Raw genomic sequence first — 12,780 nt, 5'->3', positions numbered from 1 at the left:
GCGCTCGTCCGGAGACGCGCGGCACGAGGCATCCGCCCCGCTATCTGGCGCGCACGACGCGCGATTCGTCCCACACCGGGGCATCCGTCTCGACGACCTCGCCGTCGGAGCGGAACACGAGGAACCGGTCGAACCCCCGCGCGAACCACCGGTCGTGCGTGACGGCGAAGACCGTGCCGTCGAAGCGCGAGAGCGCGTCTTCGAGCGCTTCGGCCGAGACGAGGTCGAGGTTGTCGGTCGGCTCGTCGAGGAGGAGCGCCGTCGCGCCGGACAGTTCGAGGAGGAGGATCTGGAACCTCGCCTGCTGACCGCCTGAGAGGGTGTCGAACACCTGCTGGGCGGCGCCCGCGAGCCCGTACCGGTCGAGCGCCGAGCTCGCCTGCTCGCGCGGCAGGCCGTCTCGGCCCGAGTCGCCCCGGTGCAGGATGTCGAGAAGCATCCTCCCCGCAGTTCGGGCAGCTCGTGGCCCTGCGCGAACCACCCCGGCACGACGCGCGCGCCGAGCCGTACGACGCCCGTGTGGGCCGTGGGCGCTTCGCGCGCGAGCCGCGCGCCCTGATCGGTGACGTGCCCCTGCATGGGGTCGGGGTCGGTGCCGCCCGCGGCGAGCAGCCGGAGGAAGTGCGACTTGCCCGACCCGTTCGAGCCGAGCACGGCGACGCGGTCGCCGTACCAGACCTCGAGGTCGAAGGGCTTCATGAGGCCGGTCAGTTCGAGGCCCGAAGCGACGACCGAGCGCTTGCCCGTGCGCGCTCCGCGGAGCCGCATCGACACCGCCTGAGCCGGTGGCCTCGCCTCGGGCGGCCCCGCCTCCTCGAACTTCCGCAGCCGCGTCTGAGCGGCCTGGTATCGCGAGGCCATGCCGTCGTTGTACGTCGCCTTCTGCTTGAGCGTCGCGACGAGGGTCTTCAACTGCTGGTGCTGCTCATCCCAGCGCCGGCGCAGCTCGTCGAGCCGTTCGAAGCGCGCGTCGCGCGCGGCGTGGTAGCCCGCGAAGCTCCCGCCGTGCACCCACGCCGTCGAACCCGCGGACGACGCCTCGAGCGTCACGATGCGGTCGGCGGCGCGCGCGAGCAGCTCGCGGTCGTGCGAGACGAGCAGGACGGTCTTGTTCGTCTCGCGCAAGCGGTCTTCGAGCCAGCGCTTGCCGGGCACGTCGAGCGAGTTGTCGGGCTCGTCGAGGAGGAGCACCTGCTCAGGTCCGCGCAGGAGCGCCTCGAGCGCGAGCCGCTTCTGCTCGCCGCCCGAGAGCTTCGCGAGGTCGCGCAGCTTCGCGCGCTCCCACGGGATGCCGAGCGCGGCCGTCGTGCAGTGATCCCACACGACCTCCTGGTCGTACCCGCCCGCTTCGGCGTACTCGGCGAGGGCCGAGGCATAGCGCAGTTGCGTGTCGGTGTCGTCGCGTTCGATGAGAGCGTTCTCGGATGCCTCGAGCTCGATCGCCGCGGCACGCACGCGCGCCGGCGCGACCGTCACGAGCAGCCCGCCGACGGTCGGCTCGGTGCCCTCCGCCGTGCGGCCGCTGCCGACGAACTGGTCCATGACGGCGAGCCCGCCGTCGACCTGCACACTGCCCTCGTCGGCGCGGAGGTCGCCGCGGACGATGCGCAGCAGGGTCGTCTTGCCGGCGCCGTTCGCGCCGATGAGCGCCGTCGTCCTGCCCTCGGTCGCGCGGAACGCGACATCCGAGAGCAGGGGCCTGCCGTCGGGCAGCGAATAGGAGACGCCGTTGACGTCGAGGAATCCCATGGGAGCATCCGTTCACGAGGCGGTCGCGCGATCGCGCGCCGCGCCGCCACGCGGGCAGCCGATCAGACTATCGGGGTCGGATGCCTCCCGCCAGCGCCGCTCGAATCGGTGACAGGATGAACCCATGCAGCGCGTTCCGGCGGACCCCATCGACCTGCTTCGCACCCGCACGAGCGCGAAGTGGCGCGGCTACCCCGAGGACGTGCTGCCGCTCCCCGTCGCCGAGATGGACTACCCGCTCGCAGAGCCCATCGCGGATGCGCTGCACCGTGCGATCGACCGCTCCGACACGGGGTACGCCTTCGGCTCGACGGGCATCGCCGAAGCGTTCGCGCCCTTCGCGGCCGCTCGGCTCGGCTGGGAGGTCGACCCCGCACGCGTCACCGCGACGGGCGACGTCAGCATGGGCATCGTCGAGATCCTGCGGGTCGCGGTCTCCCCCGGCGACGGCGTCATCGTCACGCCGCCCATCTACCCGCCGTTCTTCGACCTCGTGACCGAGGCGGGCGCGGCCGTCGTCGAGGTGCCCATGCTCGGCGGCATCGACGAGGGCTGGTCGCTCGACCTCGACGGCATCGACGCCGCGTTCGCGGCGGGCGCCCGAGGCATCCTGCTCTGCAATCCGCACAACCCGCTCGGGCACGTGCCGTCCCGCGAGACCCTCTCGGCGCTCGCCGAGATCGCCGAGCGTCACGGCGCGATCGTCGTCGCCGACGAGGTGCACGGCGCGCTCGTGCAGCCCGGCGTCGCATACACGCCCTTCCTCACCGTCTCGGATGCCGCACGTGAGGCCGGGGTCGCCGTGACCGCCGCGAGCAAGGCCTTCAATCTCGCGGGACTCAAGGCCGCCCTCATCGTGACGGGCTCCGACCGCGGCGACGCGCTCCGCGCGAAACTGCCCTACGAGGTGTCGTATCGGATGAGCCAGTTCGGCGCGATCGCGTCGATCGCCGCGTTCGAGCACGGCGCGCAGTGGCTCGACGGCGTGCTCGCGAGCCTCGACGACTCGCGGCGCCTCCTCGCCGACCTGATCGCCGACGAACTCCCGGGCGTCCGCTATCGCCTGCCCGATGCGACCTACCTCGCCTGGCTCGACCTCGCCGCCCTCGGCTGGGGCGACGACCCCGCGGCCGTCGCGCTCGAGCGCGCACGCGTCGCACTCGGCCACGGCGTGCAGTTCGGGGCATCCGTCGGGCGCGGCCACGCGCGCCTCAACTTCGCGTGCTCTCCCGAAGTGCTGAGCGAAGCGATCACACGGCTGTCGGACGCCGCCGCCCTCACCGATCGCTGAGGCTCGACCCCGAGGCATCCGCCGCCGCATTCGCGGCCTTCGCCGCCGATCGCGCCTCGATGCGCTTGCGCGTCCCAGCGCCCACCCCGCCTTCACGAGCGCGTCGGCGATGACGACGCCGAGCCACGCACCGAGCAGGCCGCTCACGGTCGGCACGAGGATCGTGACGGGCAGCGTCCACGGCTGGAGCGACGCGACGTCGAGTGCAAGCGCGACCGTGACGCCCCAGATCGCCCCGCCGGCGGCGCCCGCGACGAGGAACAGCCACAGCGCGCGGATGCGATACAGCGTCACCGCGAAGAAGACCTCGAAGAAGAACGCGTACCAGAGGTTGACGTAGATCGCCCGGAACCCGTCGGGCTGGAACGGCGCCATGACGACGCCCGCGAAGAGCGCCACGAGGAGCGTCGTGCCCGGGAGCGGCAGCAGCCTCAACGCGAGCGCGAACGGCAGGATCCAGAGCCCGAGCGTCACGCCGTTGAGCCACGGCACCGCCGCCGTCGCGTACGCGATCCAGTTGCCGGCGACGAGCAGGATCGCCGTCGCCGCGGCGATCGCCGCGACGGTCAGCAAATACGACGTCGAGTACGGGTTGGGCGTGCGTGCGGGCGCGGGGGCGTCGGTGGTCACCGGGCCATCATGCCGGATGCCGCGTGGCTCGAGTCATCCGTCACCGGAATCTGTCGGGTACGCGACATTCGTACCGTCACCGAGTGTAATTCGGGGCTTCCACCACGATCTGCACGTCGTGCGGGTGCGACTCCTTGAGCCCGGCCGGCGTGATGCGGACGAACTTGCCCTTCGCCTTGAGCTCGTCGACCGTGCGCGCGCCGACGTAGAACATCGACTGACGGAGGCCCCCGATGAGCTGGTACGCGACCGCCGAGAGCGGGCCGCGGTAGGGCACCTGCCCCTCGATGCCCTCGGGGATGAGCTTGTCGTCGGAGGGGACGTCGGCCTGGAAGTACCGGTCCTTCGAGTACGAGGTCTTCTTGCCGCGCGTCTGCAGCGCGCCGAGCGAGCCCATACCGCGGTAGGTCTTGAACTGCTTGCCGTTCTGGAAGACGAGCTCGCCGGGGCTCTCGGCCGTGCCCGCGAGGAGCGAACCGAGCATGACGGTGTCTGCGCCCGCGACGAGCGCCTTCGCGATGTCGCCCGAGTACTGCAGGCCGCCGTCGGCGATGAGCGGAACGCCCGCCGGGCGGGTGGCCTTGGATGCCTCGTACACGGCCGTGATCTGGGGCACGCCGACGCCCGCGACGACACGCGTCGTGCAGATCGAGCCCGGGCCGACACCCACCTTGACGGCGTCGGCGCCCGCGTCGACGAGCGCCTTCGCGCCCTCGTACGTCGCGACGTTGCCGCCGATGACGTCGATGTGCGCGAACGTCGGGTCGGCCTTCAGCCGGCGGATGATGTCGAGCACGCCCGCCGACTCGCCGTTGGCGGTGTCGACGACGAGCACGTCGACACCCGCGTCGCGAAGCGCCTCGGCGCGCTCCCACGCGTCGCCGAAGAAGCCCATCGCGGCGCCGACGCGGAGACGGCCCTCGCTGTCTTTCGTGGCGTTCGGGTACTGCTCGCTCTTGTCGAAGTCCTTGACGGTGATGAGGCCCGTGAGCTTGCCCGCGTCGTCGACGAGGGGCAGCTTCTCGACCTTGTGCTTCGCGAAGATCGCGAGCGCCTCGTCGGGGTTCATGCCGACGTGGCCCGTGATGAGCGGCATCTTCGTCATGACGTCTTCGACCTTGGTCGTCGCCTTCTCGAAGTCGGCGACGAAGCGCATGTCACGGTTCGAGATGATGCCGACGAGCACGCCCTCGTCGTCGACGACGGGGAGGCCGCTCACACGGTACGTCGCGCACAGCGCGTCGACGTCGGCGACGGATGCGTCGGGCGTCGTCGTGACCGGATTGGTGACCATGCCCGACTCCGAGCGCTTCACCCGGTCGACCATGTCGGCCTGCTCGGCGATCGAGAGGTTGCGGTGCAGGATGCCGATGCCGCCCTGGCGGGCCATGGCGATCGCCATGCGCGCCTCGGTGACGGTGTCCATCGCGGCGGACAGCAGCGGCGTCGCGACCTGGATGCGGCGGGTCAGGCGCGAGCTCGTATCGGCCTCGCTCGGGATCACGTCGGTGTGTCCCGGCAGCAGCAGGACGTCGTCGTAGGTGAGCCCCGTGAAACCGAACGGGTCGTGCTGGTCCATTTCGCCTCTTCTCCGCGGTGGCGCGCCCGAGGGTGGGGCGGCCGAAAAGTCGTCCCCGTCGGGCGGTCGGCCGTTCGGGGGATGTACCGAGTCTAATCGGCGAGACTGGGCGTTTTATTCCCGCGTGCGCGGCGCCCGAGCGGCGCCCGCGCGGGCGACGCGCGCCCCCGCACGCGCGCCCGATAGCACATGGCGCATTCGCAGCATCCGTCACGATTCGGCTGCGGATCGCAGAAGCACCGCCTACGAAACACGGCCGACACACTACGCTCATAGCGTCTCCTTCACGGTCGACGGGACACTCCGTCGTGCCGTGGTGTCCCGACTGGAGGTTCCGTGAGATCCCCATCCCCTGTCGTCGCTGCCCCACCTGGCGGCCTGACCAGAATCGTCGCCCTCGTGCTCGCCACGATGGCCGCGGTCGCAGCCCTCATCGGGCTCACCGCCGGCCCGGCGTCCGCCGCCGAGGGCGACCCGTACCGCATCAGCGGCAACGTCCAACTCGACGGTGAGCCGCTGCAGGGCGTCCGCCTCGTGATCGACGGGCCCGGCGGTTCGCAAGAGGTCGAAACCGACGAGAACGGCCAATGGCACGTCAGCGTTCCCGAACGGAACGCCGACTACACCGTCACGCTCGACGAAGAGACGCTGCCCGAGGGCATCGCCGTCGTCGACCCCGAAGACGACAGCCCCAACGAGAAGGAGGTCACGGTCGGCCCCGGCGGCCGCGTGACGGCGAACTTCTTCATCGGCGAGGGCGAGCGCAACACGACGAGCGTGTGGGATCAGTTCATCCAACGCCTCGTGCAGGGCCTCAACTTCGGGCTCATGCTGGGGCTCGCAGCGGTCGGCCTCTCGCTCGTGTTCGGCACGACGGGCATCTCCAACTTCGCCCACGGCGAGATGGTGACCTTCGGCGCGGTCGCGGCATCCTTCCTCGTCAACGCGGGCGCGCTCGCGCTGCCGCTCTGGATCGGCCTGCCGATCGCGGTGGTGCTGAGCGCCGTGCTCGGGCTCCTCCTCGACGTGATCCTCTGGAGACCGCTCCGGCGCAAGCGCGTCGGCGTCGTCCAGCTCATGATCGTGTCGATCGGCCTCTCGCTCGCGATGCGATACATCTTCCAGTTCTTCATCGGCGGCGGCACGACGCAGCTCCCGCTCGCGGCCGAACCGAAGATGACGTTCGGGCCCGTCCAGCTCAGCTGGATCGACATCGTCTCGATCATCATCTCGATCGTCGTCATCGTCGGGTTCGCGCTCTGGCTCACCCGGTCGCGGCTCGGCAAGGCGACGCGCGCGATCAGCGACAACCCGTCGCTCGCCGCCGCCTCGGGCATCGACGTCGACCACGTCGTGCGCATCGTGTGGATCGTCGCGGGCGGCCTCGCCGGCCTCGCCGGCATCCTGTACGCGTACTACCGACCGGGCATCAAGTGGGACATGGGCGCGGGCATCCTGCTCCTCATGTTCGCCGCGGTGACCCTCGGCGGTCTCGGCACCGCGTACGGCGCCCTCATCGGTTCGCTCATCGTGGGCGTCCTCGTCGAGGTGTCGGGCCTGTGGATCCCCGACGACCTCAAGTACGCGGGCGCACTCGTCATCCTCATCGTCATCCTGCTGTTCCGGCCGCAGGGCATCCTCGGACGTCGCGAGAGAATCGGGTAGGCGCGCACCATGGACTGGCTTCAGATTCTCAACAACTCGGCGTCCTCGATCCTGAGCCCGGCGACGATCGGCTACGCCCTCGCGGCCCTCGGCCTCGCGGTGCACTTCGGCTACGCCGGCCTGCTCAACATGGGCATAGCGGGCTTCATGGCGATCGGCGCCTACGGCTACGCGATCTCGACCCTCACGTTCGGATTCCCGTGGTGGCTCGCCGCCCTCACGGGCCTCGTGGCCGCGGCGATCTTCGCGCTCATCCTCGGTGTGCCGACACTGCGCCTGCGCGGCGACTACCTCGCGATCGTCACGATCGCGGCCGCCGAAGTCGTGCGGCTCCTGTTCCTGACGACCGCGTTCGAGGATGTCACCGGCTCCGCCGACGGCCTCTCGGGCTACCAGCGGGACTTCCGCGACGCGAACCCGATCCCGGCCGGCCGGTTCGGCTTCGGACCGTGGATCTACAACGAGAACGAGTGGTGGACGCGCATCCTCGGCCTCGTGACCCTCGCGATCGCCGTCCTCGTCGTCTGGATGCTCATGCGCAGCCCCTGGGGCCGCGTGCTCAAGGGCATCCGCGAAGACGAAGACGCCGTGCGCGCCCTCGGCAAGAACGCCTTCTCGTACAAGCTGCAGGCGCTCGTGCTGGGCGGTGTGCTCGCCGCGTCGGGCGGCATCGTCTACGCCCTCGACCGGGCGGCCAGCCCCGGCGTGTACGTGACCTCGCTCACGTTCTTCGTCTGGACGGCGCTCCTCCTCGGCGGCGCCGCGACCGTGTTCGGCCCGCTCCTCGGCTCGCTCATCTTCTGGGTGCTGCAGACGTTCCTCTCGAACTTCCTGCCGGCGCTCGTGCAGGCGGGCTTCCTCCCCTTCATGACGCAGATCCAGGCGGGCACGCTCCGGTTCATCCTCGTGGGTGTCGCCCTCATGCTGCTCGTGATCTTCATGCCGCAGGGCATCCTCGGCAACAAGAAGGAGCTGACCTTTGTCAAGTGAGTTCCCGGCTCCCGAAGAGCCCACGACGACGGGTCTCGTCGCCCGTCCCAAGTCGACCGGCCTCCACAAGGGCGACGCGAAGCCCGGTGTCGAAAAGGTCGACCCGATCATCGTCGTCGACGGCGTGCGCCGCACGTTCGGCGGCCTCACGGCCGTCGACGTCGACCACCTCGAGATCCCGCGCAACGCGATCACGGCCCTCATCGGCCCGAACGGCGCCGGCAAGACGACGCTGTTCAACCTGCTGACCGGCTTCGACAAGCCCAACGAGGGCACGTGGACGTTCGACGGCAAGTCCCTCTCGGGCGTGCCGGCATACCAGGTCGCCCGCATGGGCCAGGTGCGCACGTTCCAGCTCACGAAGGCGCTCGGCCTGCTCACCGTGCTCGACAACATGAAGCTCGGTGCGAAGGGCCAGCGCGGCGAGCGCTTCTGGTCGAGCCTGATCCCGGCCGCCTGGCGCGGACAGGATGCGGCGATCGAGACGCGCGCCCGCGATCTGCTCACGAAGTTCAAGCTCGACGCGAAGGCGAACGACTTCGCGGCGAGCCTGTCGGGCGGTCAGCGGAAGCTCCTCGAGATGGCGCGAGCCCTCATGAGCGAGCCCAAGCTCGTCATGCTCGACGAGCCCATGGCCGGCGTGAACCCCGCGCTCACCGAGTCGCTCCTCGATCACATCCTCGACCTGAAGGACCAGGGCATGACCGTGCTGTTCGTCGAGCACGACATGCACATGGTGCGCCACATCGCCGACTGGGTCGTCGTCATGGCCGAGGGCCGCGTCGTCGCCGAAGGCGACCCGCACTCGGTCATGCAGGATCCCGCCGTCATCGACGCCTACCTGGGCGCTCACCAAGAGCTCGATCTCGGCGTCGTCACCGGCCGGTTCACGGCAGACGAGGCCGACCCCACGACGGATGCCGAGGCATCCACCGAGGTCGAAGCCGAGTCGCTCGCCGACGAAGGCCTCGCAGAACTCGAGGAGGAGGACAAGTGACCCAGACCGCCACCGCCACCCCCGTCGTCTTCGTCGACGACGTGCACGCCGGCTACCTGCCGGGCGTGAACATCCTGAACGGATGCTCCCTCGTCGCCCACCAGGGCGAGCTCATCGGAATCATCGGCCCGAACGGCGCCGGCAAGTCGACGCTCCTGAAGGCGATCTTCGGCCAGGTGAACATCCGCGAGGGCAAGGTCACGCTCGAAGGCGAAGACATCACTGGGCTGAAGGCGAACAAGCTCGTCTCCCGCGGCGTCGGGTTCATCCCGCAGACGAACAACGTGTTCCCCTCGCTCACGATCGAGGAGAACCTGCAGATGGGGCTCTTCCAGCGCCCTGCCGTCTACAAGGAGCGCCTCGAGTTCGTCACGGGCATCTTCGCCGAACTCGGCAAGCGCCTGAAGCAGCGCGCAGGGTCGCTCTCGGGCGGTGAGCGCCAGATGGTCGCCATGAGCCGCGCGCTCATGATGGACCCCAAGGTGCTGCTGCTCGACGAGCCGTCGGCGGGCCTCTCGCCGGTCCGGCAGGACGAGGCGTTCATCCGCGTCTCCGAGATCAACAAGGCCGGCGTCACGTGCATCATGGTCGAGCAGAACGCCAGGCGCTGTCTGCAGATCTGCGACCGCGGGTACGTGCTCGACCAGGGCCGCGACGCCTACACGGGCTCGGGCCGTGAGCTGCTCAACGACCCCAAGGTCACCGAGCTCTACCTCGGGTCGCTCGGCAAGTAGCGCGCGTCACGCGTCACGCGTCTTCCGCGCCGGACGGGGCGGGCTCCTTCGGGAGCCCGCCCCGTTCGGCGTTCCGGGGCGGTGTCGCACGTCGCGCTTCGCGCGCACTCGGCGCGGCCCGCACACCCGCACACCCGCCACGCCCGCGACACTCGGCCCCTCATGCAATTCAGGAAGAACTGAGCAACACGCCGGTGCGGAGCCTCCGCCACGCCGCCTGGCGGCGGATCGTTCCTGAGTTGCTGTGAGGATGGCCGAAACGGTGGCGCCGTCGAGCAGAGCCACAGGACATCCGGATGCCTCGACCATGCCCCGCGCGCGGGCACGTCCTTGCTGCGCGGTCTCCCGACTCGGCGAGTGTCCACACTCTGCGCCATGCCGACGGGGGCCGCCGCGTGTCGTGGACACTCGATGCCCGGGGAGGGCGGGGACGGGCAGGTCGGGCAGGTCGGGCGACCCCACACCCCCATCGCGCACACCCGGGCACGCGAAGGGGCCCCGGTCGAAGACCGGGGCCCCTTGCTGTTCGGGTCGAACCGACTCAGCCTTCGTAGGCCTTGTAGTTGTTGTCCTCGCCGTACTGGTAGATGCCGATCGACGCCTCGGTCGGGTCGCCGACCTCGTCGAACGTGATCGGGCCGGAGATGCCGTCGTAGTCGGCAACGCCGCCGCCGAGGATGATGTCGGCGCACTCTTCGTACGTCGAGCACTTCTCGCCGTCGCCCGAGCCGCCCGAGACCTCGATGAGCTTCGCAGCGATGTCGGCCGGGTCGGTCGAGTTCGCGGCGAGCGAAGCGAGGGCGAGCAGGACGGTCGCGTCGAAGGACTCAGCCGCGTAGCTGTAGTCCTCGAGCGCCGGGGTGCCCTCGGACTCGAGGAACGCGTCGAGCTCGCCCGTGAAGGCCGAGATCGAGTCGATCGTGAGACCGGGGAGCGTGCCCTTGGCGTTCGTGAGCGAACCGGCCGGGAAGGCGTCGCCGAAGTTCTTCAGGTTGCCGTCGACGAAGTAGAGCTTGTCGGCGGGGAACTGCCCGAAAAGGCTGGGGAGGATGGTCGAGACCTCATCGAACGTGATCAGCGCGATCGCGTCGGGAGCGGCCGCGAGGACCTCGCCGATCTGCGAGTCGAACGTCGTGTCACCCGTGTTGTAGGTGGACTCCGCGACGACCTCGCCGCCGGCGGCCTCGAAGGCCTCCGAGACGTACTTCGCGAGACCGGTGCCGTACGAGTCGTTCAGCACGATGAGGCCGAGCGTCTGGTTGCCGTCTTCGGCGATCAGGTTGCCGAGGACCTCGCCCTGGAGCACGTCGGACGGAGCGGTACGGAAGTACAGGCCGTTGTCGTCGTACGTCGTGAACGCGTCGGACGTGTTGGCCGGCGAGAACTGGATGACGCCTGCGCCGGTCACCTGGTCGATGAACTGGAGCGAGGTGCCCGAAGACGCAGCGCCGATGATGGCCGAGACGTCTTCGCCGAGGAGGCGGGGGATCTCGGTCTCGTAGGCCTTGTTGTCGGTGTCGCCGGAGTCGCCGTAGACGACGTCGAGCGTGAGGCCGGTCTTGTCGGACACGGCGTTGATCTGCGAGGTCGCGTAGGCGACACCCGCCTCTTCGGGCGGGCCGAGGAAGGCGAGGTTGCCGGTCTGCGGAAGGGCCGTGCCGATCGTGAGCGCCAGCTCGTCGCGGGGGCCCGCGCCTTCCTGGGACTCGGTCTCGCCGCTCGCACAAGCGGAGAGGAGGAGGGCGCTCGTCGCGGCGACCGCGACTCCCGTCCAGACCTTGCCGCGCGAACGAGCAGGCACGGACTTGCCGAAAACGCTCATGTTGCTCCTTGGGACTGAAGGATGTTTCGTTGGGAGCGGGCCTTGGGGGCACGCCGGTTCTGTCACAGTAGTTGGGGCATTGTCACGGAACCAACAAATCCCGATTACAACCCGGTAACACCGGCGAAGCGTTATGCATCCGTCACCTTCGACGGCGGAGAGCGCGATCCCTCGTAGGATTCCGTCGCGCGACGCAACGATCATGCGCGTTCTGAGACGCGGGATGACGCGAGCGCTCAGGTGAGCTCGGCGACGTCGTCGACGACCCGGCGCGAAGCGCGTGCGCTGCGCACGGCGTCGAACGTGAGGACGACGAGCGCGACCCAGACGAGCGCGAACCCGATCCAGCGCTCGAACGGCATGGGCTCGTGGAGCACGAAGACGCCGACGAGGAACTGAATGAACGGCGCGAAGTACTGGATGAACCCCATTTGGATGAGGGGCAGCCGGCGCGACGCCGCCGCGAAGAGGAGGAGCGGGATGGCCGTGATCGCGCCGGCGAGAAGAAGCAGGGTCGTGTGGCCGGCGCCCGCCGTGCCCATCGTCAGCCCGCTCGTCATCGCGACGAACACGAGTTGGGCGCCCGCGAGCGGCGCGAGCCAGACGGTTTCGAGCGTGAGCCCCGAAACGGCGTCGACGCGCGGCCCGACGCGCTTCTTGATGAGCCCGTAGAAGCCGAACGAGAAGGCGAGGACGAGCGCGATCCACGGCAGCTGCCCGTACCCGAAGGCGAGCACGACGACGGCGAGGATCGAGATGCCGACCGCCGTCCACTGCACGGCGTTGAGCCGCTCGCGCAGCACGATGACGCCGAGGAACACCGTGACGATGGGGTTGATGAAGTACCCGAGCGCGGCCTCGACGACCTGGTCGGTCACGGTCGCGTAGACGTAGGTCTGCCAGTTGATGAAGATGAGCACGCCCGCGAGGCCCATCGTGAGCACGACGCGACGGTCGCGCAGCAGCGCGATGAACGGTCGCCACGTACGCGTCACCGAGAGGAGGAGCGCGCAGAAGACGAGCGAGAGCAGGATGCGCCACGCGACGATCTCGATCGGCCCCGACGGCGCGAGCGCGATGAAGTAGACGGGGAGGAAGCCCCACAGCACATAGGCGCCCACCGCGTAGGCGAGGCCCGCGCGGTTCACCCCCGAAGCAGGTGTCGCGGTCGACTGGAGCGGGGCTTCGGGGCTGGGCACCGGTTCAGCCTACGCCCGGCCTCGGACATGGAAGGACGAGCGGATGCCTCGCCCGCGCGCCGCACGGAACGCGGGGCCCCGACCCGGGCCCCGAGACATCCGCCCGAATCATCCGCAGACGCGA

The 12,780-nt window shown here is 69.6% G+C and carries 9 protein-coding genes and 2 pseudogenes; 6 read left to right on the top strand and 5 right to left on the bottom strand.

The genetic code is table 11. From position 1 onward, the window contains the following. Nucleotides 1-40: 40 nt before the first annotated feature. Nucleotides 41-1,749, bottom strand: a pseudogene (locus ET445_RS17950) (ABC-F family ATP-binding cassette domain-containing protein). 124 nt (nucleotides 1,750-1,873) lie between these two features. Here ET445_RS17950 and ET445_RS07450 point away from each other — a divergent pair. Both ET445_RS07450 and ET445_RS07445 read left to right on the top strand, forming a co-directional pair. Beyond that, a complete protein-coding gene (locus ET445_RS07450) occupies nucleotides 1,874-3,040 on the top strand; it encodes a MalY/PatB family protein (RefSeq protein ID WP_129190231.1) in 1,167 nt (388 codons plus the stop codon). 109 nt (nucleotides 3,041-3,149) lie between these two features. Beyond that, nucleotides 3,150-3,380 carry a hypothetical protein gene (locus ET445_RS07445; RefSeq protein WP_129190229.1) on the top strand — a complete coding sequence of 77 codons (231 nt, stop codon included), beginning with the start codon at nucleotides 3,150-3,152 and terminating at the stop codon, nucleotides 3,378-3,380. Here ET445_RS07445 and ET445_RS18620 read toward each other — a convergent pair. Together ET445_RS18620 and guaB are read right to left on the bottom strand one after the other, a co-directional pair. Beyond that, nucleotides 3,335-3,670: pseudogene (locus tag ET445_RS18620) on the bottom strand (ECF transporter S component); the annotation flags it as partial. The gene ET445_RS07445 and the pseudogene ET445_RS18620 sit on opposite strands and share 46 nt — an antisense overlap. 76 nt (nucleotides 3,671-3,746) lie before the next feature. Beyond that, nucleotides 3,747-5,249 carry an IMP dehydrogenase gene (gene guaB, locus ET445_RS07435; protein WP_129190227.1) on the bottom strand — a complete coding sequence of 501 codons (1,503 nt, stop codon included), beginning with the start codon at nucleotides 5,247-5,249 and terminating at the stop codon, nucleotides 3,747-3,749. Between the two features lie 411 nt (nucleotides 5,250-5,660). Between guaB and ET445_RS07430 the strand changes: the two genes are divergently transcribed. Genes ET445_RS07430 through ET445_RS07415 form a run of 4 tightly spaced genes read left to right on the top strand, consistent with a single transcriptional unit; the run spans nucleotide 5,661 to nucleotide 9,635 of the window. Next, nucleotides 5,661-6,914: a branched-chain amino acid ABC transporter permease gene (locus ET445_RS07430; RefSeq protein WP_129192453.1), complete on the top strand. Its 1,254-nt coding sequence runs from the start codon at nucleotides 5,661-5,663 to the stop codon at nucleotides 6,912-6,914. A 9-nt stretch (nucleotides 6,915-6,923) separates the two neighbouring features. Then, on the top strand, nucleotides 6,924-7,904 hold the full coding sequence (locus tag ET445_RS07425; protein ID WP_129190225.1) for a branched-chain amino acid ABC transporter permease: 981 nt from the start codon (nucleotides 6,924-6,926) through the stop codon (nucleotides 7,902-7,904). Continuing rightward, nucleotides 7,894-8,901 carry an ABC transporter ATP-binding protein gene (locus tag ET445_RS07420; protein ID WP_129190223.1) on the top strand — a complete coding sequence of 336 codons (1,008 nt, stop codon included), beginning with the start codon at nucleotides 7,894-7,896 and terminating at the stop codon, nucleotides 8,899-8,901. Before ET445_RS07425 ends, ET445_RS07420 begins: the two co-directional genes overlap by 11 nt. After that, nucleotides 8,898-9,635, top strand: coding sequence for an ABC transporter ATP-binding protein (locus ET445_RS07415; protein ID WP_129190221.1), 738 nt, complete (start codon nucleotides 8,898-8,900; stop codon nucleotides 9,633-9,635). Before ET445_RS07420 ends, ET445_RS07415 begins: the two co-directional genes overlap by 4 nt. A 541-nt stretch (nucleotides 9,636-10,176) precedes the next feature. Here the strand turns inward: ET445_RS07415 and ET445_RS07410 are convergent. Further along, nucleotides 10,177-11,457 carry an ABC transporter substrate-binding protein gene (locus tag ET445_RS07410; protein ID WP_129190219.1) on the bottom strand — a complete coding sequence of 427 codons (1,281 nt, stop codon included), beginning with the start codon at nucleotides 11,455-11,457 and terminating at the stop codon, nucleotides 10,177-10,179. A 236-nt stretch (nucleotides 11,458-11,693) separates the two neighbouring features. Beyond that, nucleotides 11,694-12,656, bottom strand: a complete 963-nt coding sequence (gene rarD / locus ET445_RS07405) for an EamA family transporter RarD (protein ID WP_424922884.1) — start codon at nucleotides 12,654-12,656, stop codon at nucleotides 11,694-11,696. Between the last annotated feature and the right edge of the window lie 124 nt (nucleotides 12,657-12,780).

Origin of the sequence: Agromyces protaetiae, assembly GCF_004135405.1 — a bacterium.
Classification (GTDB): Bacteria; Actinomycetota; Actinomycetes; order Actinomycetales; family Microbacteriaceae; genus Agromyces; species Agromyces protaetiae.
Note: the sequence above shows the minus strand (reverse complement) of the source record. Positions and strands in the feature narration are given on the sequence as shown.

Bases quoted from the DNA above. Each gene is read 5' to 3' on its own strand.
- ET445_RS07450 (WP_129190231.1), top strand. From the start codon at position 1,874: ATGCAGCGCGTTCCGGCGGACCCCATCGACCTGCTTCGCACCCGCACG.
- ET445_RS07445 (WP_129190229.1), top strand. From the start codon at position 3,150: ATGACGACGCCGAGCCACGCACCGAGCAGGCCGCTCACGGTCGGCACG.
- guaB (WP_129190227.1), bottom strand. From the start codon at position 5,249: ATGGACCAGCACGACCCGTTCGGTTTCACGGGGCTCACCTACGACGAC.
- ET445_RS07430 (WP_129192453.1), top strand. From the start codon at position 5,661: ATGGCCGCGGTCGCAGCCCTCATCGGGCTCACCGCCGGCCCGGCGTCC.
- ET445_RS07425 (WP_129190225.1), top strand. From the start codon at position 6,924: ATGGACTGGCTTCAGATTCTCAACAACTCGGCGTCCTCGATCCTGAGC.
- ET445_RS07410 (WP_129190219.1), bottom strand. From the start codon at position 11,457: ATGAGCGTTTTCGGCAAGTCCGTGCCTGCTCGTTCGCGCGGCAAGGTC.